Source organism: Cyanobacteria bacterium FACHB-DQ100 (assembly GCA_014695195.1).
In the GTDB taxonomy this organism is placed as follows: domain Bacteria; phylum Cyanobacteriota; class Cyanobacteriia; order Leptolyngbyales; family Leptolyngbyaceae; genus Leptolyngbya.
This window is the reverse complement of the sequence record JACJNW010000034.1, coordinates 137,095-161,475: the sequence shown is the minus strand read 5'-3', so window position 1 is coordinate 161,475 and position 24,381 is coordinate 137,095. Positions and strand designations below refer to the sequence as shown.

26 protein-coding genes, 1 pseudogene and 1 riboswitch are annotated in these 24,381 nt (G+C 48.2%); of the genes and pseudogenes, 16 read left to right on the top strand and 11 right to left on the bottom strand.

Annotated features, from left to right (window positions below; genetic code table 11):
* Positions 1–44 precede the first annotated feature (44 nt).
* The 5 genes from H6F51_19605 (at position 45) to fabI (ending at position 3,053) form a co-directional block, all read left to right on the top strand.
* Positions 45–548, top strand: coding sequence for an SMI1/KNR4 family protein (locus tag H6F51_19605; GenBank protein ID MBD1824678.1), 504 nt, complete (start codon positions 45–47; stop codon positions 546–548).
* A gap of 173 nt (positions 549–721) precedes the next feature.
* Positions 722–949 carry a hypothetical protein gene (locus H6F51_19600; protein MBD1824677.1) on the top strand — a complete coding sequence of 76 codons (228 nt, stop codon included), beginning with the start codon at positions 722–724 and terminating at the stop codon, positions 947–949.
* A gap of 5 nt (positions 950–954) precedes the next feature.
* A complete protein-coding gene (locus H6F51_19595; GenBank protein ID MBD1824676.1) occupies positions 955–1,410 on the top strand; it encodes a type II toxin-antitoxin system VapC family toxin in 456 nt (151 codons plus the stop codon).
* Positions 1,411–1,594: 184 nt separating this feature from the next.
* On the top strand, positions 1,595–2,011 hold the full coding sequence (gene aac(3)-I, locus H6F51_19590) for an AAC(3)-I family aminoglycoside N-acetyltransferase (GenBank protein MBD1824675.1): 417 nt from the start codon (positions 1,595–1,597) through the stop codon (positions 2,009–2,011).
* 244 nt (positions 2,012–2,255) lie between these two features.
* The gene (fabI, locus tag H6F51_19585; protein ID MBD1824674.1) at positions 2,256–3,053 is read left to right on the top strand and encodes an enoyl-ACP reductase FabI; all 798 of its coding nucleotides are present in this window, start codon (positions 2,256–2,258) and stop codon (positions 3,051–3,053) included.
* Between the two features lie 289 nt (positions 3,054–3,342).
* Here the strand turns inward: fabI and H6F51_19580 are convergent, their stop codons facing one another.
* From H6F51_19580 to H6F51_19550, 7 genes and pseudogenes are all read right to left on the bottom strand, one after another.
* Complete coding sequence (locus H6F51_19580) at positions 3,343–3,909, bottom strand: hypothetical protein (GenBank protein ID MBD1824673.1); 567 nt, start codon at positions 3,907–3,909, stop codon at positions 3,343–3,345.
* A 41-nt stretch (positions 3,910–3,950) separates the two neighbouring features.
* The gene (gene coaD / locus H6F51_19575) at positions 3,951–4,490 is read right to left on the bottom strand and encodes a pantetheine-phosphate adenylyltransferase (GenBank protein ID MBD1824672.1); all 540 of its coding nucleotides are present in this window, start codon (positions 4,488–4,490) and stop codon (positions 3,951–3,953) included.
* Between the two features lie 104 nt (positions 4,491–4,594).
* A complete protein-coding gene (locus H6F51_19570; GenBank protein ID MBD1824671.1) occupies positions 4,595–5,767 on the bottom strand; it encodes an aldo/keto reductase in 1,173 nt (390 codons plus the stop codon).
* An 11-nt stretch (positions 5,768–5,778) separates the two neighbouring features.
* Positions 5,779–6,021, bottom strand: coding sequence for a DUF433 domain-containing protein (locus H6F51_19565; GenBank protein ID MBD1824670.1), 243 nt, complete (start codon positions 6,019–6,021; stop codon positions 5,779–5,781).
* Positions 6,022–6,045: 24 nt separating this feature from the next.
* Positions 6,046–6,237: pseudogene (locus H6F51_19560) on the bottom strand (hypothetical protein).
* A 337-nt stretch (positions 6,238–6,574) separates the two neighbouring features.
* On the bottom strand, positions 6,575–7,483 hold the full coding sequence (locus H6F51_19555; GenBank protein ID MBD1824669.1) for an ROK family protein: 909 nt from the start codon (positions 7,481–7,483) through the stop codon (positions 6,575–6,577).
* Positions 7,461–7,622, bottom strand: a complete 162-nt coding sequence (locus H6F51_19550) for a hypothetical protein (protein ID MBD1824668.1) — start codon at positions 7,620–7,622, stop codon at positions 7,461–7,463. Before H6F51_19550 ends, H6F51_19555 begins: the two co-directional genes overlap by 23 nt.
* Positions 7,623–7,757: 135 nt before the next feature.
* Here H6F51_19550 and H6F51_19545 point away from each other — a divergent pair, with 135 nt between their 5' ends.
* Positions 7,758–9,848, top strand: coding sequence for a flavin-dependent dehydrogenase (locus H6F51_19545; GenBank protein ID MBD1824667.1), 2,091 nt, complete (start codon positions 7,758–7,760; stop codon positions 9,846–9,848).
* A gap of 568 nt (positions 9,849–10,416) precedes the next feature.
* Here H6F51_19545 and H6F51_19540 read toward each other — a convergent pair.
* Positions 10,417–11,484, bottom strand: coding sequence for a glycosyltransferase (locus H6F51_19540; protein MBD1824666.1), 1,068 nt, complete (start codon positions 11,482–11,484; stop codon positions 10,417–10,419).
* A complete protein-coding gene (locus H6F51_19535) occupies positions 11,477–12,670 on the bottom strand; it encodes a glycosyltransferase (protein MBD1824665.1) in 1,194 nt (397 codons plus the stop codon). The genes H6F51_19540 and H6F51_19535 overlap by 8 nt, the downstream gene beginning before the upstream one ends.
* Before the next feature lie 225 nt (positions 12,671–12,895).
* Here H6F51_19535 and H6F51_19530 point away from each other — a divergent pair, with 225 nt between their 5' ends.
* The 4 genes from H6F51_19530 to H6F51_19515 all read left to right on the top strand — a co-directional run bounded on the left by H6F51_19530 (position 12,896) and on the right by H6F51_19515 (position 16,443).
* A complete protein-coding gene (locus H6F51_19530; protein MBD1824664.1) occupies positions 12,896–13,930 on the top strand; it encodes a WG repeat-containing protein in 1,035 nt (344 codons plus the stop codon).
* Between the two features lie 66 nt (positions 13,931–13,996).
* Positions 13,997–15,271, top strand: coding sequence for a sodium:proton antiporter (locus H6F51_19525; GenBank protein MBD1824663.1), 1,275 nt, complete (start codon positions 13,997–13,999; stop codon positions 15,269–15,271).
* 101 nt (positions 15,272–15,372) lie between these two features.
* Positions 15,373–15,468 carry a photosystem I reaction center subunit XII gene (locus H6F51_19520; protein MBD1824662.1) on the top strand — a complete coding sequence of 32 codons (96 nt, stop codon included), beginning with the start codon at positions 15,373–15,375 and terminating at the stop codon, positions 15,466–15,468.
* 552 nt (positions 15,469–16,020) lie between these two features.
* Positions 16,021–16,443, top strand: a complete 423-nt coding sequence (locus H6F51_19515; GenBank protein ID MBD1824661.1) for a hypothetical protein — start codon at positions 16,021–16,023, stop codon at positions 16,441–16,443.
* Between the two features lie 137 nt (positions 16,444–16,580).
* Here H6F51_19515 and H6F51_19510 read toward each other — a convergent pair whose 3' ends face one another.
* Positions 16,581–16,886 carry a hypothetical protein gene (locus H6F51_19510; protein MBD1824660.1) on the bottom strand — a complete coding sequence of 102 codons (306 nt, stop codon included), beginning with the start codon at positions 16,884–16,886 and terminating at the stop codon, positions 16,581–16,583.
* Between the two features lie 651 nt (positions 16,887–17,537).
* Positions 17,538–17,669, top strand: a riboswitch (cobalamin riboswitch).
* Between the two features lie 31 nt (positions 17,670–17,700).
* Here H6F51_19510 and cobG point away from each other — a divergent pair.
* From cobG to H6F51_19480, 6 genes are all read left to right on the top strand, one after another.
* Positions 17,701–19,023 carry a precorrin-3B synthase gene (cobG, locus tag H6F51_19505; protein ID MBD1824659.1) on the top strand — a complete coding sequence of 441 codons (1,323 nt, stop codon included), beginning with the start codon at positions 17,701–17,703 and terminating at the stop codon, positions 19,021–19,023.
* Positions 19,016–19,645: a precorrin-8X methylmutase gene (locus H6F51_19500; protein ID MBD1824658.1), complete on the top strand. Its 630-nt coding sequence runs from the start codon at positions 19,016–19,018 to the stop codon at positions 19,643–19,645. The genes cobG and H6F51_19500 overlap by 8 nt, the downstream gene beginning before the upstream one ends.
* Before the next feature lie 2 nt (positions 19,646–19,647).
* Positions 19,648–20,343 (top strand): precorrin-2 C(20)-methyltransferase, encoded by a 696-nt coding sequence (locus H6F51_19495; GenBank protein ID MBD1824657.1) that lies wholly within the window; start codon positions 19,648–19,650, stop codon positions 20,341–20,343.
* On the top strand, positions 20,331–21,746 hold the full coding sequence (cobJ, locus tag H6F51_19490; protein MBD1824656.1) for a precorrin-3B C(17)-methyltransferase: 1,416 nt from the start codon (positions 20,331–20,333) through the stop codon (positions 21,744–21,746). The genes H6F51_19495 and cobJ overlap by 13 nt, the downstream gene beginning before the upstream one ends.
* Before the next feature lie 366 nt (positions 21,747–22,112).
* Positions 22,113–22,817: a MotA/TolQ/ExbB proton channel family protein gene (locus H6F51_19485; GenBank protein MBD1824655.1), complete on the top strand. Its 705-nt coding sequence runs from the start codon at positions 22,113–22,115 to the stop codon at positions 22,815–22,817.
* An 8-nt stretch (positions 22,818–22,825) separates the two neighbouring features.
* Complete coding sequence (locus tag H6F51_19480) at positions 22,826–23,233, top strand: biopolymer transporter ExbD (GenBank protein MBD1824654.1); 408 nt, start codon at positions 22,826–22,828, stop codon at positions 23,231–23,233.
* A gap of 65 nt (positions 23,234–23,298) precedes the next feature.
* Here the strand turns inward: H6F51_19480 and H6F51_19475 are convergent, their stop codons facing one another.
* A complete protein-coding gene (locus H6F51_19475) occupies positions 23,299–24,381 on the bottom strand; it encodes a hypothetical protein (GenBank protein MBD1824653.1) in 1,083 nt (360 codons plus the stop codon).

The following is a 24,381-nucleotide window of genomic DNA, read 5'->3' as shown; positions in this document are numbered from 1 at the left end:
AACTTATCCACGGTGGATATATTAAATGAAACCCCACTAATTGTATGCAAAGAATCAATTTCCAGGGCATTACATTTATTTCTGACGCACCACTATCTACTGTTTCTATCAAGGAATTAGAAGCTATCGAAGCGCGACTAGGATTTACGTTTCCAGGAGATTATCGAGCATTTATTAGCACTTTAGGTTTTGGGGAAACCGAGTTTCATGTACAAGCATTCCCACCTCTAGATCAAAATTTATTTGAGCCACGTGATCGGCTGGCTGAGTTCTGGTTCTGGGGTAGAAGCTCACAGATTTTGACACAAACTCATGCAGTGGAATGTGTGGGATTTTTTGGCAGTGCTGATGGGGATACCATTCTCTTTCACCCGCTTGATCGAAATCGGTGGTATATCCTTCCACATGAAGAAGAGGAAGCTATCTTAGTGCAGTCATTTCAGGAGCTTAGTGCGTATTTTTTACAGCGTTATGATGATTTACAGGCTCCTTACGAATTTGAACCGTGGTCAGATATTAATATTCATGCTGCAACACAAGATAGCTGAATTTAGGTTGTATCACGCCGCACATAGTAGATAGTTCTAGTGGGTTTATAACAATCGTTGAGAAAGGATTAGCGATCGCATCCGCTACAATCAAGCTACAGCTTTGAGCCACGATCGCAATTCGCTGAACTGCTCAGGAAGTACAATTGAGCTAACTTGTTTGGAGAATCATCATGAGTCCTCGATTGCAGCAAGTTCTGGCTGAAATTGCTCAACTCACATCCGAAGAACGATCGCAACTAATCGAGCAAGTTCAGCAGATGCAAACCCTTGAAGCGCAGCCTAGAAAATCTTGGCAGGATTTAGAAGGAGCCGCGCTGAATTTGCTCAATGGTGAAGATGCTCAAGCTTGGATCAATCGAATCCGCGATGAGTGGGGCGATCGCGAACAGCAGTTCTGAAAACAATATATGTCACGCAATTTGAGCAAGCTTTCAACGGCGCAACCCAACTTTTCTTAGACACAGCCCCAGCCATCTATTATATTGAACGGAACTCTAGTTACTTTGCGATCGTTCAACGTATCTTTCAAGGCGTACAAAATAATACCTTTCAAGCTGTTACCTCGCCAATCACTTTATCAGAATGCTTGATCTTACCAACACGCCAGGGTTTGTTAGCACTGCAACAGGAATTTAACGCAGCAATTGTGAACGGGGAGAACACAATTCTTCAGTCAATCGATGCAGTCATAGGACGAAAGGCAGCAGAATTGAGAGTGAAATATAATTTGAAACTGCCAGATGCTCTCCAAGTTGGGACAGCTATCGTGGCTGGGTGCTATGTTTTTCTTACAAATGATTCAGCCTTAAAGCGAGTTCAGGAATTGAGAGTGGTGGTCATCGGAGATTTAGTAATTTGAGGGGCAACAGAACCCTGATCTTCATTCATCCCATCCCAAAGCTCAGACAGGCACTCCCAATGTACTGGCGAGTTAGGAATTAGAGAAATTCTTTTGTGCTGCAGTTTAGGAGGTGTACTTGTCTTTACAATCCCGTTTCAGCATTCACCAAATCGCGCCCGACGACGTAGCTTTGTTGGAAGCCATGTTGACAATCTTTGGCGAAGCCTTTAATGAAGTGGAGACCTACAGCGGGAATCGACCTAGTGTGACTTATCTCAAGCGTCTGCTCAACAGCGGCTACTTCATTGGGATCGCTGCTGTGCAGGACAGCGAAGTTGTAGGCGGTATCGCAGCCTATGAGTTGATGAAGTTCGAGCAAGAGCGCAGCGAGATCTACATCTATGATTTGGCTGTTGCCGCAATTCATCGTCGTAAGGGTATCGCGACAGCATTGATTCGGGAGCTTAAGCAGATCGCCCAAGACCGAGGAGCATACGTTATTTTCGTGCAGGCAGATATCGATGATGAACCCGCGATCGCGCTGTACACGAAATTGGGCATTCGCGAAGAAGTGCTTCATTTCGACATAGCAGTTGAGGATGGCAATGGCACTGCATAACAACTGCATAACAATTGAGATGTAGCGGGTTTTGAATCAGCGTTGCGGAGATAAATTAAGAAATCGCATCTTCTACAATCAATCTACGGTCTTAAGCTATTCATGCCGTAAATCTCCACGTTTCCTCGATTCAATTGAGTGCTTCGCTTCATTGCACGAGTTTGAGTTCTATCCGAATCGATCAGTTCAATTATGGCGTGTCAGATTCTGGTATCCTCATAAATGCTTACCACGGTAGAAGACCATGCTAGACCTGACTGGAAAAAACGCACTTGTAACGGGAATTGCTAACAATCGCTCGATCGCATGGGGCATTGCTCAACAGTTACACAAAGCAGGCGCAAACATTGGAATTACTTATCTACCCGACGAAAAAGGCAAAGCAGAAAAGAAAGTCGCAGAACTGACCGAATCCTTGCAGCCGAGTTTATTTCTGCCGTTAAATGTGCAGGATGAGGCTCAGATCGAATCCGCATTTAACACCGTGCGCGACAAATGGGGCAAGTTAGACATCCTGATTCATTGTCTTGCCTTTGCCAACAGAGAAGATTTATCTGGAGACTTCTCCAACACTTCGCGCAGTGGGTTTTCTCTTGCACTCGATGTCAGTGCTTATTCGCTGATCCAGCTTGCCGGAGCCGCAAAGCCCCTGATGACCGAAGGCGGTAGCATTGTCACCCTAACTTACCTGGGTGGCGTAAAAGTGATTCCGAACTACAACGTCATGGGAATCGCCAAGGCTGCCTTAGAAATGAATGTGCGTTATCTCGCATCAGAACTCGGTCAGAACAATATTCGCGTGAATGCTATCTCGGCAGGCCCGATTCGCACGTTGGCTTCTTCTGCGGTCGGCGGCATTCTCGATATGATTCACCACGTCGAGGAAGTTGCGCCACTGCGTCGGACTGTGACTCAGATTGAAGTTGGTAACACGGCAGCGTTTCTCTGTAGTGACTTGTCGAGCGGTATCACCGGACAAGTGATTTACGTCGATGCGGGCTACGAAATCATGGGAATGACCGGATCAAAAGCGGCGGAGTAATCAAGCTCTGAATTAATATCAGTGCACTCACCAAATTCTAGAATTTGGTGAGAATCATTGCGATCGAACTCATGAACCCAGCCGTTTTTCCAAACTGTGATCGAATCCGTCGAAGCCCTTTCCGACCTGTTTGGAGACGAGGAATGATACCCAGTCAATTTGGTATGAGAGCGCTGCTTTTTGGTAAGGGCTTTCGTCGTGCCCTGAAGAAACGAGGAAGCCAAAGAAGCAGAGATCGTTTTCATCGACGTGGGAACGCACGCCGAAGCGGACTAACAGGCTCGATCGCTTACTGCACCTTACGATCGCCCACATTCCCCTTCGGCTTCGGAATCGATGGCGGCTGCGGTTGGTTGATGTGCAACTGAGCGCGACCGTTTCGCACAATTCGCAGCATTTCGCTCATCTGCGTTTCCATATCGCGTAAGACCTTATCGGCGTACTCGTCTGCACCATTTTGGACATCTTCGCTTTCTTCGATCGCCAAGCGTCGCATTTCCTCTAAATCCTGCTGCGCTTGTCTTCGCATCTGTTCGATTTGCGCCAGAGTTTGCTGCTGCACCGCTTCACACTCATGCTGTACCGCACTGCGAATTTGCTGCGCTTCTTGCTCGGCTCGCTGAATAATTCCAGTTTCATTCAACATCAGAGCGGCGCGGCGTTCTGCCTCTTCGACAATCTCTTGAGCGTACTGCTCCGCCTGATCCAAAATCTCATCACGGTGCTGCGCGATCTCCACCGCTTCGTGAAACGCCTCTGGTAAGCTCAACCGCACCAGATCTAACTGATCGAGAAATTGTTCCTCGTCGATTAGCGTCCGACGAGACAGGGGAATCCGGGGGCTATCGAGAAGCATTTCCTCTAGCCGATTCAGTTCTCGTTGAATATCGAGACTGCCTACTCGCTGAACGTCGTGGCGACGATCGCTGGGGTTGGCTCCGTCTGGGGTGATGCTGGGTGGGTCTTGGCGTAACATCGGTAAATATCTTCGGCGACGTGGGTAGGAACCAGGTGATCGATCGATCCACCAAAGCGGGCGATTTCTCTGACCACACTGCTGCTGAGGAAGCTGTGCTCGTTCGAGGTCGCAAGGAATACGGTCTCGATCTGAGTCGATAGCGTCTTATTTGTGTGTGCCATCTGCAACTCCATCTCAAAATCTGAGACAGCGCGTAATCCTCGAATCAGGGCGGTCGCTCCCCGCATTTGAGCGTAAGTCACAGTTAACCCTTCAAAACTATCGACTTCAACGTTGGGAAGGTGGTGAGCCGCGATCTTAATTTGATCGAGGCGCTCTTGAACGCTAAAGAGCGGGGTTTTGTTAGGATTTCGCAACACGGCAACAATGACGCGATCGAACAATAGCGCACCTCGCTTGATAATGTCGAGATGTCCGTAGGTAATCGGGTCAAAGCTGCCGGGGTAGATGGCTATCACAAGAAAAATTCAGTGTCTGTACTGAGGGCAATAAAACGAATCTACTTACTTTACCTCGCCGGAAAAAGTTTGAGCCGTTTAATTTAGAAGAAATTTTTCAATGGTTATTGCTCGGATAATCGCTTGACGGCTTCACCGCCTAGCAGTTGGTGGGTTTCGTGCAGTAATTCTGGGATGCGATCGGCAAAGGGACTGGCAGCTAAGCAGGGTCGCAGGGCTGCGATGTCGATTTCATTCACCCGCGCTCCCGGAAACCAGTGGCTGCCTTGACCAAGAAGGTTGTAGCGCATTTTGGCGTAATCGACCAAATCGTAAGCGATCGCTAAATTTCGTAACCATAAAATCGTGTGCAGATTCAGCCGTCCGGGAGTTTCGTCAACTGTGGGTAATCCAGTTTGCCAGCGTTTTACCCAATCGGCACCGAGACGATCGATTGCTGCTTGCTCTAGTCGCTGAAGAATTGGGGGGAGGAGTTCATCGGCACGATCGAGCAGGTCTAAGGTTTTCAGGTGTTCGTCGAAATCGCTCGGTTTTGCGGCTCCGATGCTGAGGGTGTGGACTTGCGGATGGCTCAGACAGAAGAGATTGTTAAACACAATCGGGGAAAGCGGCGCACAGAGATCCACCAAGCGCTGGGGTGGATTGTAGAGGTTGCCGCCTTTGTTGGAGGGGCTGATGATGAAAACGCCCATATCGTGACGGGTTGCGGCTTCGATCGCGCTCCAGTTTTGCTGATTGATGTAGTACCAGTGCAAATTGACGTAATCGAACTGGTCGGTTTCGATCGCTTGGGTAATAATCTCGGTCGATCCGTGCGTGGAAAATCCCACCGATCGGACTTTTCCTTGGTCTTGTAGCTTTCGCACGACTTCTAGGCAGCGCAGTGCCTGTTCTAAGGTTTCTGCATTGTTAATTCCATGCAGTCCCAAGAGATCGACGTAATCCAGTTTGAGGTATTTGAGCGATCGTTCAAACGTATTGCGAAACGCCTTTGGATCTGCCATTGGCACAACTTTGGTTTGGGAGATCAGCTTTTCGCGGGGGAGTTTTGGCAAAATTTGACCCAACTGCATTTCCGAAGATCCATAGCCGCGTGCGGTTTCGATGTGATGAATTCCTAACGCGAAGGCTCGTCGAATGGTGGCTTCTAAGTTTGCCTGATTGTCTGACGGAACTTGATCGCGAGGGACATCTTGCCATTTGTATTGATAGCGCATTCCCCCGCACGAAAATACAGGCATCTGAAGTTCAGTGCGTCCAAAACGTCGGTACAGCATGAGCGATCGCGTCAAAAGTGAAGGTCAGATTCTATCCTAGCGGTTGAAAAAGTCAATTGCGGCGCGGCAAAGAGCAGACAAGCTTGGATGTCCTCAGGTTCTAGATCGGGGAAGTCTTCTAAAATTTCTGTGCTGCTGACATTCTCGGCAAGCATTTCTAGAATGTCGCTGACTCGGATTCTCATGCCGCGAATACAGGGACGACCGCCGCACTGTCCGGGCGTTTGGGTAATGCGATCGAGGAGAGGATTCATAGATGTTTTGCGATCGAGGTTCTTCTATTCTAAAAGTGGATTAGCAATCGGCATTCGAGGCGGCGCGGTTTTCCACATCAAATCAATCTCTTCAGGGGTGAGTCCGTAAGCTTGATTGATCAGATCTGAAAGTTGGTGTTCGAGTTTTTGGGCTTCGATCGTGCGTGTTTGTATCGGAATTGCGTAGTCGTTATAGGCTTCGGTGACTTCTTTCATGCCTGCTATGCCGAGGCGATCGCTGCTTTTTGATCGTCACTGCTATCTTTAATCGGAACATTTCCACTCAAAACAGCAACATTCCTACTTTGAGCAAGACTGTTCCCACGTCAAACAGCAACATTCCTGTTCAGAAGCGAAACACTCCTACTTTGAGCAAGACTATTCCCACGTCAAGCAGCAACATTCGTGTTCAGAAGCGAAACATTCCTACTTTGAGCAAGACTGTTCCCACGTCAAACAGCAACATTCCTGTTTTTAACGCAATTTGTCTCAGTTGACGCACCAATCTTGCTGCTGAAAGCCCCAAACGGCTCTAAAAGGCGAAGAGCAAACCCTAGCGGGTTGCTCTTAATTCCTCGGTGCAATATCGGTCGATCGCTAGTTTCGCGGCTCCAAGCATTCCTGCTCGATTTCCCAATTCTGCTCTCAAAATTCGTAATCCTTCCCGCGAAGTAGGCATGACTCGCTGTTCAATTTCAGCGATCGCACTCGGTAAGAAAAACTCCGCACTCGCGCTCACACCGCCCCCGATGACGATCGCTTCCGGTGTCAGCACATACACTAAGCTCGTCAATCCAACGCCCAAATCGCGCCCATACGATCGCCAAAACGAGAGCGCTTCCGGATCGCCCGATCGTGCCAATTGCCCTAACTCGTCCGGTGCGTTTCCGGTGCGTCGGCGAATTGCCCCGATCGAGAGATGCTGCTCTAGCGATCCACGATTACCGCTATTGCAGAGCGTCCCATTCGCATCGAGACTAATCAGCCCTAGTTCACCGGCTGCACCGTTGTGCCCGATAAATAGTTCACCATTGAGCATAATCGCCCCGCCAACTCCCGTTCCCAGCGTCAGCAAAATGAAATTGCGAAACGATCGCCCCGCTCCTAACCAAGCCTCTCCCAATCCGGCACAATTGGCATCGTTCGCGGCGATCGTGGGTCGTCCGGTTTTCGCTTCTAACCAATCCGCTAGCGGCACATCGACCCAATCCGGTAGATTAATCGCAATTCGCGCAATGCGTCCCGCTGCATCGGTCGGCCCTGGCATTCCAACCCCGATCGCCAAAGCCTCTCGATTCGGATCAAGTTGCTCAATTGCCTCAACGATCGCAGCGAGAACGGCTTCGGGAATTGCAGGCTGCGGAGTCGGAATCGAACACGATCGCAGACAGGTGCCATCGCTCTCAAACTGCCCTAGCTTAATCGCCGTTCCACCGAGATCAATTCCTAGAACCTGCTTCATCCTGTGTGACTTCCCATGCCTGCGCCACCTTTTCACGCCACCAATAGCGCTGCTCAACTTCTAGCAGCGTATCATCTTCCATCACTTCTGCTAATGGTGGGATAGATCTGGAGACGGGGCGCGGACTAGGATAATTCATTGGGCAGATCCAATCTGGCGGCTTCAATCATGAATAATGAGATGTGAAGTTTCTGAAGTTGGTATCAGGAGTAGCTTGTTTTCCCTCAATTTTTCAATCCGCTTTCGTTCTTATTTCGGAGTTTAGAACCCACTCATGAAAGAAATTCTTTATCTCGAAGTTCCTACCCCTGATACCAATGCTGTGATTCAGTGGCTACACACGGATTATCACCCCGATCGCGGCGAAAAAACACAAACTCCTGCCGGAATTCGGCTAACTTTGGGCGGTGAGCTTTCAATTTTTGTCTGGTCGCTTCAGCGATCGACTTATCTTAAAGTCTTTCGTACAGGCACGATCGTCCAAGAAAAACAAATTATTCATCACTTTGTCAGCGCGATTAGAACACAGTTTCCAAACCTTTACCCGGAACCGCCAAACCTTGATCTATCGCAACACTCCATTTTTGAGGCATTAGCACCGTACTATCCCAAAACCGTAGAGTTCTTTAAGAAAATTCCGAACGGGGAATATGATCTCAATCGAGTTTACTGGTGGGAACAGCGCTGGCGTGAGGGAGTCCGAGCACCGCAGACTCCTAAGCAAGTTGTGTTTGTGACCGATGATGGCAATATCTCGCCTGCAAAGCCTGCGTTTGATCTGGTCTATGTTGGCGGGGCATTGGGAATTGTTCATGCGGCAGTAATGGCGAGACTAGGCTATCGCGTGTTGCTGCTTGAGCGGATGCCCTTTGGACGGATGAACCGGGAATGGAATATTTCGCGCGGTGAGTTCCAGAGTTTGATTGATCTGGGATTGTTTACCGCAGCCGAGTTCGATCGCGTGATTGCCAATGAGTACGTCGATGGGTTTCACAAGTTCTTCGATGCGAATAATCCACCGCAAGCGAAGGCAAAAATTCTGCACACGCCTACGGTTCTAAACGTTGCGATCGATGCTGAGAAATTCCTCAAACTCTGCGGCGATAAACTCCGCGAAGCAGGCGGCGAGATTTGGGATGAAACTGAATTTCAACGCGCTGACATCAGCCGCAATCAAGTGACTATTTATGCAACGCATCTTCCAACCCAAAGCGACAGACAAATCACCGGACGATTGTTAGTCGATGCCATGGGAACGGCTTCGCCGATCGCGTGGCAATTAAACGGTGGACGGGCGTTTGATAGTGTCTGTCCAACCGTTGGCGCAGTGATTTCAGACGGCTTTGATCCAGCAGTGTGGGATAGTCACTATGGCGATGTGTTGAACAGTCACGGCGACATTTCACGCGGACGGCAATTGATTTGGGAACTGTTCCCAGCCGAAGGTAAAGAACTGACGTTTTATCTATTTCACTATCATCAAGTGCATCCCGAAAACCCTGGATCACTGTTGGAAATGTATGAGGACTTTTTCACGATTTTGCCAGAATATCGACGTTGCGACATGGATAAGCTGGTCTGGAAGAAAGCAACCTTCGGCTATATTCCTGGACATTTCAGCACCAGTAGCCGCGATCGGACGGTGGCATTCGATCGGCTCATTGCGATCGGTGATGCTGCCTCCTTGCAATCGCCGCTAGTGTTTACCGGATTCGGCTCACTGGTGCGAAATCTTTCCCGCTTGACTCAGTTGCTCGATACAGCACTCAAGCATGATTTGTTAACGAAACAATATCTGAATGCAATTCGAGCCTATCAAAGCAATATCTCTGTCACCTGGATGTTTTCTAGGGGCATGATGGTTCCGACCGGAAAATCCTTGCCACCGCAGCAAGTCAACTCGATGTTGAATACATTCTTTGATGTGTTGGCGACGCAGCCGCCTGCGATCGCAGATGCGTTCATCAAAGATCGCGTCACCTGGACAAGATTCAACAGGATGGCGATCGTTGCGGGTTGGAAGAATCCATCTCTCTTGCTCTGGATCTGGCAAATGGCAGGCGCAAAAGACTTATTACGCTGGACAAGAAGCTATCTTAGCTTCGGGGTAAATGCTTTGATTAGCTGGATTTTGAGCGGCTGGTTTCCGAAATTGCTGTTTCAGATTCAACCCTGGTTAGAGCCAAGATTTCCGGCTTTGTGGCTGTGGGGATTATCGCAAAGCTATGCGCTCACCTACGGTATGGGTAAACCCGACTTGATGCCGAGATTTAAGCTATCGAGACCGAGAACTGCGATCGGCATCAATCCGCGATCGCGCTTAGAGAGCCGAGAACCAGAAGCCGGAAATCGTCAGGTTAGCTAACTAAACAGCTTCTAGAGTGGGGAGATGCTGGATCTTCTCACTCTCTGCTTAAGTAACTGGCACAAAGTTCAACGGTGCGATGATCAAGGTGTTACCGATCCGACCCCTGCCGATTGGGGATTAGTACTTCGTTCACGATCGCTTGCCCTTCAAAGCGCCTTGGAGCAAACAAAGGATTCGCTGGTCTGAAGTTTTCCAATTCTGCGGATGAGTGGTGAACTCCAAAGAACTTGAATAATAGATGAAACATTTCCCCGTCCCTCCAATTCATTCATCTATTAGCTAGTGATGTTCTATCTTGTTTTGTGACTGTTGCAATTCCGTTCACGATTCGATTTTGAGCATTAATTCTCGATTCTCTATTAATTTGTAAATTAACGTCAGTTCGATACAAGTCTTGGCCGCGTTTGGATCTGCGGGTAGCCCCCTAAATCCTCCACGAGTGGGGGACTTTGAAGCTTAGAAGGCGCTTAAATTTGGGGAATCGCGATTCTCTAAGTCCCCCAAAATGGGGGATTTAGGGGGCAGAGCGGCTCAAATCGAAGCGAAAAAACTCATCGAACTGACGTTAATCCTTCGGGCGAGAAACCCGAAATCTAGGCGATCGTGCCTTCCCTCTCAATTCCTGCCAAAGTTGCTCATATTGTTTGGTCATTGCTTCAACCGTGTAATTCGATAGTGCCATTTGTCTGGCTTGTTGCCCCATTTGCAGACGTAGAGGAACATCATCTCGCGATCGCATTAAAGCTTTTACCAATCCATCCACAGCGTTCTTTTCGATCAACCATCCCGTTACACCATCAATCACCGCTTCGGGCATACTTCCAACTCGTGTAGCAATCACCGGACGAGCCGCTAACATGGCTTCGACCATTGCTAAAGGAAAGCCTTCTGAGCGAGAAGGCATTGCCACTACATCGAATTTTGATAGATACGATCGCGGATTGTCCACCCACCCTAAAAGCTGAACTCGCTCTTGAATACCTAGATCAATTGCCAGTTGTTCTAAGTTCGATCGCTCTGACCCTTCACCTAAAATCACCGCATTGATGTTCTCAGTTTGAGCGATCGCTTTCAATAAAATTTCATGCGCTTTCATTGCATCTAATCGCCCGATGCTTCCGACGGTCATGGTGTCTGCTGTGACTAATTGAGCTTCTCCTAAATCCGGTACACCATTCGGAATCGAGATTACTGAATTGCGGCCGAGCGCGTAAAAGTCCTCCATGCGTTGAGCGCTCTTCTTTCCTACGGCAACATGAGCATCAAGCCGCAAGGATAGAAATCGAGTGCGCCAAAGCTCGATCGCATCAGTCGTCCTGAGAGGTAATTGATCCACTCGAACCGCTCTGGTATTTGGAATCATCAATGCGGCTGTTAGACCGATCGCGCAAGCCCAGGGTGTACAGCAATTGATGTGAATGATATCGGGCTGCAATCGAGCGAAGGTTAACCAATGCGAGAAAAGTGTTTTAGGCAGAATAAATTTAGGACGATCATGGGCAATTGCATTCACCACTGTCTCAGAAACACCGACTACAGTTACGTCTGCCGAGGTAGTTGCAACTAAATGACCTAAGCTAATTTCCGCACCACCAATTCCTTCCGAATCAGTGTAGACCACAACTTTAAGCATGAGACAACACCGATCGATAGATTGCAAGATGAGCTTCGGCGATCGTTTTCCAGTTGAACTGCTGCACGAATTGATATCCTTGTTGAGCTAAGCGAAATCGCTCTGATGAATCTTCAATTAGCTCTAACAGTGCATGAATTAGTGCATCAGAATTACGCGACGGAATCTGTTTAACTAGGCTAGTTAAGGTTGAATCCGCCGATCGAGTTGCAATCACAGGTAATTGATGTGCCATTAATGCTAGTAATGAACCGCTTTTCAAGGTCACACCATGATTAAACGGTAGCACTCCGATATCAGCACCCGATAGATAAACAGAAGCAACCTCCCCCGGAACATAGCCTGTCATGTGAACTCTACCATTGAGTTGCAGCTCAGAAATCATGCTTTCTAGCTTGTTCCAATACTGTTTAGCCTCTGCTCCACGCAACGCTAGGCTTTCAACCCCACCTATTAAAATCAATCGTGCTTGAGGTTGCTGCTGCACTACGATCTGAAAAGCCTTGAGCAATGTTTCCAAACCTTTCACCGGATGCAAAAATCCGAAGAACGCGATCGCAATCACATCCTCAGACCAACCACAGTTCTCTAATAGCTTTTGTCTTGCAGTCTTACACGCAGTCACATCAATATTTGCGCCGATTGGAATTCGATGTACTTGTGCATCGGGGAGACGATCGACAATTACTTTTTCAGCCTCATCATTCGTTGCGATAATTGCAGCACTTTGAGTTAGCAAAAAACCATCTTCACGATCCCACCATTGCTGCTGTTGACCCCACTGTTTCAAGCCTTCTAACAATGCAGATGGAATCCATTTCGGTTGCCATTCCCACCAGCCATATTCGTGGGCAGTGGTGATGATCGGTTTATGCCATCCTGTAGCCCGAAGTACGATCGGTAACAGAAAGATGGCTCGATCGAATCCATAAGTTCCTGCTGCGTGTTGAATGTGCAAGAGATCCGCCTGCGTTTGATGAATCGCTTGCACCAATGCAGGTAGATTCTGTAAATTCCAGTCCTCTACAACGCCTAAGACGCTTGGATCGTTGGCAAGTTTGGCGGCTTCAGTTGTCGTTAAAACAATAGTATCGATCGACAGTTCCGATCGCAGTCGTGCCGTATAGTGAGCCACCCCACAGCGATCGGGTAAATAAGTTCCAGCAATCAAAGCAACTTTAGGCATTTCCAATATCACGAACATCCTAGTTAGCGATATTAAATTTGCTACTTCAGATAAAGCGCAACTACTTTACGGCATAGCCACTAGATCGAGGCTTGAATACAATCCCCGTCGCAATACTTGATCGCGGCAATAGTTTTAGTTTAGCGACGATCGACTTTCACCTAGTTTTAATGTTCAAACTGTTGTTCCTCGTTACACTTAAGCATATGTGTTACTGATATTTCGATGATGTTTCGCCTCTTTTTGCTTGCGGCTCTCAGCTTGGTAACGATCGGAGCTTGCACGGCTCCTCCGAGAATTGCAATCGCACAACGCGCTATCGCTGTCACACCCACTCCACTTGCGATCGAAAATCAGTTTGACAGCGCAAGTGACTTCGCTGAAGGTGCAGCGTTAGTGCAGTTCGGACGAGAATTTCGCTACATCGATCACGCTGGGAGATTAACCGTTACGCCAAAAATCGAGCTTGAAGCCTACGCACCGTTTTCTGAAGGATTAGCGATCGTCAAACTCGGCGGTTTATTTGGTTATTTGAATCGGCAGGGTGAGTTCGCGATCGAGCCAAAATTTGAGCAGGTGTCAAAATTTCAAGAAGGACTGGCTGCCATTCGCGTCGATCGACGCTACGGATTTATTAAACCTACAGGTGAGGTAGTGATCCCGCCGAAATTTGAACTGACCTCCGGATTCTCTCAAGGACTCGCAGCCGTAAAATTGGGCGCAAAATATGGCTACATTGACCCAACTGGACAGATCAAAATTGAGCCAAAATTCGATGATGCTTGGCGATTTTCTGGGGGATTAGCGGCGGCTCGAATCGGTCAAAAATGGGGCTACATCAACCAAAACGGTCAATTTGTCGCCCAACCTCAATTTGATGGCGCGTTTAATCTTTCCGATGCAATGGGGCGCGTCCGAGTTGGTGAGCGTTGGGGATATGTCGATTCCAGGGGAAAAGTTGCGATCGCACCTCAGTATTCATTCGCCTCTGATTTCTCTAACGGTTTAGCCTTAGCTCAAAGCAATCAAAAATGGGGCTACATTGATAAATTCGGCAAATTTGTAATCGAGCCAAAATACGAATTTGCTGCAAGCTTTCAAGAAGGATTTGCCCCCGTCAAAATTGGGGACAAGTGGGGCTACATCAACCCAACCGGAAAGATTGCGATCGCGCCTCAGTTTGAAGAGGCAGGCGCATTTCACGAAGGATTAGCGCGAGTCAAACTTAACGATAAATGGGGCTATATCCCTAAGCCCTGAGAAAGACGGCGAATCTATCAGCAGACGAATAGGACATAACCAGATGCCCCATTAGAGTAAAGACGAATGCAATGTGGGAAAGCACCTGTGGATGTTTATATTCTTGATTTATTAGTCATCGGCTTACTGCTACTAATGGTAACGCTGGGAGCAGGATGGATCGCCCGCTTACCGCTCTCCTATGCACTAATTTATCTACTTGTTGGTATCATTTTAAGCCCGTATGGTTTTAATCTGGTTCAGGCTCGCCCAGACGCAAATTTTTTAGAGCGAGTGACGGAAATAGTTGTCTTGATTTCGCTCTTTAGCTGCGGACTCAAAATGAATCGTCCAATGCAATTTTGGGCTTGGCGATCGACCACGCGATTAATCGGTTTATTAATGCCGATCACGATTTTTTCAATTGCTGCGATCGCGCATTTTATTCTCAAATTGGACTGGGGATTAGCCATTCTTTTAGGTGCAATTCTTGCCCCGACTGACCCGGTTCTCGCCGCAGAAGTACAGCTCGAAGACCCCCACGATCGCGATGAATTGAGATTTGGTATCACTTCCGAAGGTGGATTAAATGATGCGCTGGCATTTCCGTTTGTCTACTTTGGTATTCACTCGATCGAAAAAGGCAATTGGCGCAGTTGGTTTCGAGAATGGCTCATGATCGATGTGGTGTGGGCAATTTTTGCCGGATTAGCGGCTGGTTTTTTGGTCGCAAAAGCGATCAAATGGATTGATAAAAAACTCGAACGCTTTCGGACTCCCGATGATTTGATGGAAGATTTCGTCGCTCTCAGTGCCATTCTCATCACCTATGCCGTGACTGAGTTAATCAACGGATATGGCTTTTTAGCGGTCTTTATTGCAGGAATCGCTATGCGAAGGCGACGGAATACCGAGTACACAAAAAATCAACTCCACTTCATCGAACGGTTAGAAAAACTATCAGAAATCGGAACCATTCTCCTGCTCGGCTCGATGCTGCGATTCCAACCGATGCTGAAATATGCGGGCGATGCGTTTCTAATTGCCTTTAGCTTAATCTTTGTGATTCGCCCATTAGGAACTTGGATTAGCACGATCGGCTTAAAGGCTCATCCCGCAACGCGCTGGCTTTATGGCTGGTTCGGAATTCGCGGAGTCGGCTCGATTTACTATCTCGCCTACACGTTCGGTCATGGACTGAAGGGTGAAACGGGTGAACAAATCGCCTGGATTACCTTTTGGACGATTGTCATTTCCGTCCTGCTGCATGGCGTAACTTCAACCCCCCTAATGCGCTGGTACGAGCGTCACGTCGAACACAACCCAACTTTAGAGCAACATCCCGCCCAGCACGAAGCTTAATCGGGACACGCTCTGTTGCATCTTGTTACGAACTACTTCCCGAAATGTGCATTTTCGTTCACATTGAGGAACGATACCCTGAGATAAGGAGTTTTCACACAATGTCTTTATCCGATACTCAAGTTCTGGTTGCACTGGTCGTGGCTCTCATTCCGGGAGTCCTCGCATTTCGGTTAGCCACTGAACTGTATAAGTAGGTTCCGAATCAGTAGGTTCCGACCAAAGTAAGAAACTCGCCTTGATGGTGAACAAGCAAATCGTTAAAAGAAAACTGTCAATTCAGTGCTCATTTTTCGATTCAGCTAGTAAACTATCTAGGCGAGTTTCCTGCCTAAATGGGTTCTTTCCAAGCAGGTAGGCGAACATATCGCGATCGAAAAGCACAAAAAAGCGCCATTCAAAACTGCGAAAAAATTCAAATCTTTTCTCTCAGTTTTCAGTTCTTTTTTGTTGTAACTGTGCTTAGTTCACTCGTACTTCTTGATTTTGGGTGCCAGATTTGTAATCTTGAATAAGCTCTACTGATAATCAAATTTTGAGAGTCAATCCTTTGATGAATTAAAGTTTGATATTCTTCCCGTTGAATCGGTGAGATATTTTGGTCAGTCTCTTATCCAAGAACATCGAATTCAGTTAAGTTACAGGGATTCACGTTAAAAGTGAAGCCTAATCGTGAATACTTCTGGATGAAAGTTTTTTGTGCTTGAGTGACTTTCTTTTGCTATCTGCTATCACACGTTAACGAACCCATGAATGCACTTCCTCTTCCACAGCCGCCTGAATCTCCCAAGCCTCGTCGCGCTCGACAGTCTGCACGTCGCGCCCGTCCGCAGCCTGAGCAGTCAGCCAGCAGCCATCGTATTTTAGCGGCTGAAGCGATCGCGAAACTGGGTGTAAATGCTGTCATTTCTAGCGCCGCGATCGCGGCATTGGTGCAGCTTATTCCTCAGAGCATCAGCCAGCAGACAAAACTCAAAGAAATTCAAGCGGAAGTCCAGATCGCTGAGACGCGAGTGACTCGCTTGAAAGCAGACTTTAACCGCTATTTCGATCCGCAGCAGGCAACCGCGATCGTTCAGGAGCAAACGAATCGTGCAGACCCGAATCAGCGCTTGATTGTGTTAGATGGTGCAGAGTCCCCCAAGCAAGCGGCTCCCGCTCAAAATCCTTAGCGATTCGCAACTCTGAAGCCCCAACAGAATTCGATTGAATGTCGAGGTCAGCTTGATTTCGACGCTTTTGCATGAAAAAATCGCATCCTCATATCAAGGATGCGATGCCCGATTTTGCTTAACGCTTTGCTTAACGCCTAGAGCGAAGAAGCCGTAACTTCCAACTCTGAAAGCATTGCCCCAGACTCAATGACACAAGGAAAGGCGCTGGTAAATGAGTTTCCGCCAGCGCTGGTCGTGCTGCGCGATCGGGCAAATGCTACTTCAGGATGCCAGGGGGCGACTTCCCATTCTGGTTCAAAAATTGGAGTTGCCAGAGAACAAGATTTCCAGGTACTTTGAACGGCGACATTGAGTTGATTACAGTGTCCACCGCGCCGTCCTTCAGGAGAATAGAATCGACAGTGGCGACAGATTGAGGTCAAGGCATCGTTATTGTTCATGTTCTCGGACAGGTTAGAGTGCGAATGTGAAACAGCAGGACTACTTCTTATGAAGTATTTTGGTTTGTTACTGAGTGAAATCAATTAAGAAATATTGAGTAAGTTGCCTATACTCAATACCGATTAGAACGATTAACCGGGGTTCACAACTACTGTGTTTCTGATTCTTATTGTTAAGCAGGTTCGCAGGAATGTGTGTTTATAAAAACCTTGAAAATCGTTGCTATATCTCGCTTCTAGCAATCAATTGCGAAAATGGAGTTTCATATTGATTTTAGATTTCGGGGATCGCTCTAAACCGTGAAAAATAATTGTTTAGAGCTGTACAAAGGCGAACTAGAAGTGCAAAAACGGGATGGGGATCAGAGAGAAACACATAGCAAACTCACTTATTACAAATCAGGCTTTTTGAAGGTGACGAAACAAGAAACCTGTTTTTAGCGTCACTTTTTGATTGCGCCCTACAATAAGTATCCCCAGCAGAATCGCTGTACTCCTCTAGCAAGAGTTAGAAATTGGGATCGCTGAGTAGAGAGTTTACAAATGAACGCAACTATGAATTGAAAAACAACGATCGCGATCGTTACAATCTGTAAAAACTTCTAAATTTGTCAATTTTCAGTTTTCTTAAGAAAGAGGTAACGATCAGAATGCGAGTGAATTGAGTGTGATATGCTGCATTGGCTTAGGATTGGGAAAGTCCGGTCAGATTCCGGCACTGTGGCGCAACTGTGATGAACAAGGGTTCGAGTCAGAATGCCAGTCTTGAGCAGTCTGTTTAATTCTCTGCGACCCACGGAGAAGGGGCATATTCATGAGTTGGTTGGCTGCATCAAATCCCTGTCCAGGCTTGTTTTATGGCACCGCTGCTCAAGACGGAACGTTGATTCGGATTCGCGTTCCGGGCGGTTGTATAAGTCGTGATCAAGCAATTGCGATCGTCGAAATTGCCGATCGCTGGCAGACTTCCAGGGTTCAAGTGACGAACCGCGCGAATCTTCAGTTTCGAGCGCTGCGATCGATTCCAAGTCCCGAAGTGTTTAGCACGCTGCAATCGGTCGGACTTGCATCTCAGAATCCACACCTGGATCACCTCAGAAATATCATGGCAAGCCCAACGGCAGGAATTGATCCAGCAGAGTTAATCGATGTGCGATCGCTAGTTCAGGCAATTGATACTGATCTTCAGAACACGCCCGAATTGATCGGACTGCCGCCTAAATTTAGTATTGGAATTGATGGTGGTGGAGCGATCGGGATTGGGGCGAGATCCAAATCAGCTTGGCAGCATCGGTACAATGAAATTCAACTTTCAGCCGTGACAGACGATCGATTTAAGTTGACGCTGGGGAGCAATCGGCGATTCTATGAGACAGGTGTGCTAATCAAAAAGTCAGATTGTGTGGCAGCAATCTCAGCGCTGACGCAACCGTATCTCGCTTATGTGCAGCAGTCCCAAAGTCAGAAAAAGCCGCGTCTGCGTGATTTATTAAAAGATTGGGGGATTGAATCGTATCTTGAGCGCGTTCCGTTTCAGTTTGAGCATGATTCAGATGCTTCGATTTCGCCTGCTCGAACACGAAGTGCAGCAGAGCTAACGCAGTATTTAGGCATTCAACCGCAGCGCCAACCCGGACGGGCTTATATTGGAATTGCGCTCAAACTGGGATGGATGACGATCGCTCAGCTTCGAGGCTTGATTCAACTGGCGGAAACTTACGGTTCTGGAGAATTGCGGCTCACCCCCTGGCAGTCTATTTTGCTTCCCGACGTGGCGATCGACCAGACAGCAACGGTGCTCGACGCGATCGCAGCGCTTGAGCTTTCCACCGATTTGATCAATTCTACAGTGGTTGCCTGTGCTGGAAAACCAGGCTGTGCAGCCTCAGAAACTCACACTCAAGCCCACGCATTAACCTTGATCGACCAATTAAACCATCCTGTTAACATTCATGTTACTGGCTGCCCAAAACGATGCGCTCAACCCAGCCCCGCAGAATTTACTCTGCTGGGAACAACTGTGCAAGGCTCTGAAGCTTATGCTTTGTTTGCAGGCGATCGACCCCTCAGCGATCGTCCGATTCTCGCAAGTGAACTTTCGACGATCGTAGAGTTAATTAACACGCTACATGATTGATTACATTCGTAACGGTGACGATATCTACCGCAAATCCTTTGCCATTATTCGCGCAGAAGCTCGACTCGATCGCTTACCTGCTGATCTGGCTCATGTCGCAGTCCGGTTAATTCATGCTTGCGGGATGACTGATTTGGCTGAAGATATCGAGGCTTCTCCGGATGCAGTGGAAGTGGGGCGATCGGCGCTTGCGCTCGGTGCTCCGATTCTGTGTGATGCTCAGATGGTGGCAAATGGCGTGACCCGCAAACGCTTACCTGTAGATAATCAGGTAGTCTGTACGCTCAATGATTCGATGGTTCCAGAACTTGCACGATCGATTAACAACACGCGATCGGCTGCCGCTTTGGAACTTTGGAAACCCATATTGGGTGGAGCAGTCGTAGCGATCGGCAATGCTCCGACAGCGTTGTTTCGGTTGCTGGAGTTGTTAGACGAAGGTGCGCCAAAGCCCGCGCTGATTTTAGGGTTTCCGGTGGGATTTGTCGGGGCCGCAGAGTCAAAGGCGGAACTTGCGGCAAATAGTCGGGGTGTCCCGTTTATCACGCTGCACGGGCGGCGGGGTGGAAGCGCGATCGCAGCGGCAGCGGTAAATGCTTTAGCAAAACAAGAGGAGATATAAATATGACAGGTCGGCTTTATGGCATTGGCATTGGCCCTGGAGATCCAGAACTACTGACAATGAAAGCGTTTCGGGTGCTGCGATCGTCCTCAGTCGTGGCTTACCCGATGTCAGATAGTGGGCGCAAATTGGCACGATCGATCGTGGCGGAATATCTCCGACCCGAACAAATCGAAGTGCCGATGTATTTTCCGTTTAAGCTCGAAGAATCAGCACAGCCTTACTACGATAAAGCCGCAGAAACGCTGGCAGAACATCTAGAAGCAGGGCGTGATGTGGCGGTTCTGTGTGAAGGTGATCCATTCTTTTTTGGATCGTTTATGTATCTGTACAATCGCTTGTCCGATCGATTTCAAACTGAGGTGATTCCGGGTGTGTCTTGTGTGATGGCAAGCCCAGCGATTTTAGGAACGCCTTTAACTTACCGCAATGATGTGTTTATGGTGGTCTCTGCCATTCTTCCTGAAGAAGAGTTAGCATCGCGGTTATCAGTCGCTGATGCTGCTGCAATCATCAAACTGGGTAAGCACTTCAATAAAGTTGTCAGTGTGCTGAAACAGTTGGGACTGTACGATCGTGCCAAATACATTGAACGTGCAACCATGCCCGATCAGCGCGTTGTGCCGATTGATCAAATGAATCCGGCTGAAGTTCCTTATTTCTCAATGATTGTAATTCCGAGTCAATGGCAGCCTTAACTTCTTCTACGATCGCAGTAATTGTCTTGAGTCAAGCCAGTATTCCGATCGCTCGTCAGATTGTGAATACTTTCCCGAATGCAACTTTGTACGGCTTAGAACATCGGACTCATGGAGCCGATCGCGCCTTTACTCAGTTCGGGGAAACCGTGCGCGAATTGTTCAGTCAAGGGACTGCGATCGTGGGAATTTGTGCTGCGGGAATCTTGATTCGCACCGTTGCACCTCTGTTAAACAATAAATGGCAAGAACCACCTGTGCTTGCGATCGCAGAAGATGGTAGCGCAGTGGTTCCCTTACTGGGTGGCTTGCAGGGCGTGAATGATCTAGCGCGTCAAATTGCTGCAATTTTTGAAGTTGCGCCCGCAATCACCACGAGCGGAGACATTCGATTTCGCACGGCATTGCTCGCTCCACCCAAGGAATATCGCTTGCTCAATCCTGATGATGCAAAAACTTTTCTAGCGGATTTACTCGCAGGAGCGACCGTTAAGATTGAGGGCGATGCGCCTTGGCTGGTGGAGAGTCAGCTACCGATCGCGCCTGATGCCCGATTAACCATCAAAATTACAGAACAAGGGGACGGCTCAGCGGAGCCGAAGGGCAGCGCAGGTCGCGCAGATTGTTTGGTTTATCAGCGAACTTCAATCAAACGGCTTGCCATTGTTGGCACAGGTCCCGGCTCAGCCGAGTGGATGTCTCCTCAAGTTAAAGAAGTGCTGCGATCGGCGACTGATTGGATCGGTTATCAAACCTATTTGAACTTGGTCGAACCGCTCCGCACAGCACAGCGCCTTCATGTCTTTGATAACCGTGAAGAGCTAGAGCGAGCAGCACTGGCGCTAGATTTGGCAGCAGAGGGGCGATCGGTTGTGATGGTGTCATCCGGCGATCCGGGCATTTATGCAATGGCGGCAGCAGTGTTTGAGGTTCTAGAGCGCGACCAGAAACCGGACTGGAGCGCGATCGACCTTCAAGTTTGCCCCGGAATTTCGGCGATGCAAGCGGCAGCCGCTCAAGTGGGCGCACCGTTGGGACATGATTTCTGTGCGATTTCGCTCTCAGACATTCTCAAACCTTGGGAAACGATCGCTGATCGCATCGCTGCCGCCGCTCAAGCAGACTTTGCGATCGCCTTTTACAATCCCGTTTCTAAAACGCGTACTTGGCAGCTTGAGAAAGCAAAAGCTTTATTGCTGAACTCTCGATCGCCTGATACTCCGATAGTTCTTGCTCGAAATCTCGGTAGACCCGGACAACAAACTCAGGTAAAAAAACTGGGAGATTTAGCGATCGACGATGCCGATATGAGAACCGTGATTTTGATTGGATCAAGCAAGACGCGAGTGATCGATCGTGCAGACGGCGGCGTTTGGGTCTATACTCCACGTCGTTATGATTGATCTGTTAGACAGTCTTGATATTGACTTGCGGAAACGGATGCGAGTGAAGCAGTGCTACTTCAGCAGGAGATATGCGATCGCTAACCTTGTCATTCTTCGATTTAACGCCGTTGTATTCACGCAACGTTATTTTTTATTGTTCTTAACTAGAATTTCGATTGTTCATTACGCTGCCTTAACCTGGTTGAACGGATGTTTCCGATAAGCTAAACAGGAGTTTGCTTTGTGTTGATTAGATCTCTTACGTGAATCTCAAGCGTTCATCAAATTCGATCGAGCCTTCACGCGAGAAGTTCACTTTGTTCGACAATCTGCATTTCTTTGACAACTTTCCCGGATCAGTTCAGTACGCCAGTTCAGTACGTTATGTCTAATCTCTACGAAGTTCTTGCAAAAGGCGGGCCGATCATGATCCCGCTCGTCGGCTTGTCTGTTGCAACGTTTGCTTGTGCGTTTGAACGATCGACGTTTTGGATTCCTTTACTGCGGACTGAGGCGAAGCTTGCCCACGATGTTCTAGAAGCCGCGAAATATAGCTTAGTTGACGCACGAACGATCGCAGAACGGTCTGAGTCGCCGATCGGACGCTTTTTGCTGGCTCCGCTCAAGCTGAATCAACCAACTCCCGAAACTTTTCGCCTCGCCCTCGAAACCGCAGGCGATGAAGAGTTTGCCAAAATGCGAAAAGGCGATAAATTGCTTGAGAGTACGATCGCGATCGCGCCACTGCTCGGACTGTTGGGAACCGTGACCGGTCTGATGATTACCTTTGCCAACTTAAATGTAGGCGGTGGGGCTGCTTCTGCCGAATCCACCACAAAAGCCGCCGCCGGAATCGGAGAAGCCTTAACGACTACGGCGGGCGGTATGGTCGTGGCAATCATCGCGCTCTGTATCTTCCGAGTCTCGGTGACGCTGCAAGCCAAACAAATCGACTATTTTTCTAAGGTTGGCAGCGAGTTGGAATTGATTTATCGTCAATATTGGTACGAACCTGCGATGAATGAGCTTGCGCGAGTAGAAATGGCGGGGCGTTCTCAGCAGACCGATTCGACTGGACTCCCAGTTTAAGGTAGATTATGAGATTCAAGAATCAGCACAAAGGATCGCAAATGCCAGAAGTCAATCTCGTGCCGATGATGGACGTGATTATGACGATTCTGACGTTTTTTATTATCGTGTCGATGACGTTGACGAATTTTCAATCGGTAGATGCAACGCTACCGAGTTCGGAAAAAGGCGCGAACAAAGAAGCACCTGCTGATCCGTTAGTGATTGGAGTAACGAGAACAGGTCAAGTCGAAATCAATCAAGGTACAGTGACAGAAACGCAAATGGCTGAACAAGTCGTTTCGTACTTTCAAAAGAATCCGAAAGGAACGATCGTTTTGAAAGCCGATAAATCTTTGTCGTATGAACAGGTTGTGAAAACGTTGGGAGTGCTGCGGGATGTTGGAGGCGATCGCGTTTCGTTAGCGATCGAGTAATCGTCGTAGAGAAAGGGGAAACACGTTTTGTATTTCCCCTTTTATTATTTTATTAACTGGTTCTATTAACTGGCCGGATTTTTTAACCACGTTACAACGATCGTTCCGCCTTGATCTTTAGTCGGAACCAAATTCATGTAGAACGTGATGTTGTCTTTTTTCAGCTCATAAAGCTTGCCGCCGCCGTACTGACCTTTTGGCGTGACTTGAAACGTTCCAGCCAGTCCTGCGGTCGAAATCGTGTTATAGAATACCTCCGGTGCCTGACCCAGAATCAGAGTCGGACTGCCATCAATCCCCGATCGCGTTTCTGGAATAGCTCCGCTCTGCAAATCCGCTTCATTCAACACTTTGAAGAACAGTTGCGGATTTGCAAAGTGTTCGGGTCTAGCATTCGTTTCAGGATTGTCAGAGCGATCGACTTGGGGTGCAAGCTCGGTAATCAGATTGTAATAATCTTCAGGAATATTGACTGATCCTTTTAGCGTTGCCAAATCTGCAACTTTACCGTCACTCACAAGCACAACAGTAGTCGGCTCATCCTTGAATAGATGCAGAAATAGCGTTTTCTTGTCGGGAGTCGTGACGGTATAGATCTTTTTGTCAGCGCTCTCTTCGTCTGGAGTTAAGGTAAATCCTTTCGCCTTCGGTGCAGAAAGATAGAATGCTGCAACCGTAGACAAATTCGCCGTCGCAACCCGGCAGTTTTCACCCAGCCCTAGACCGAAACAGTTCGGAGTCGAGGGATTGTAGTGTGGAAAGTCGGCAGCCGTTGCGGTGTCTGCTTTGGTTGAGGCTCTGGTTTCCGTTGGGGGTGCTTCGGCTGTTGCTTGCGGCTGGGGCAACTCGCTGGCTGATTTCTGAACGATTGGATTAGTATTGGGTCGATTAATTTTCGGAAGCGCAGGTCCACTTGGTTTTGCAGCCGCGATTTTCGGAGTTTTTGTCGTGTTAGCTTTTGTCGTGGGCAGTTGCGTAATTTTAACCGGAGCTTCCTTGTCTTCGGGTGGCTTTTCGCTGGCTTTGGGAAACGGCATAAACAGGACGATCGCGTGTAATCCTAATGCTGCAAACAGCATTGGTCGAATAAAGCTGCGAACGGCTGCCGGAAGTTGAGGAAGGGACGGGATCGAGAGCGTCTTTATCAT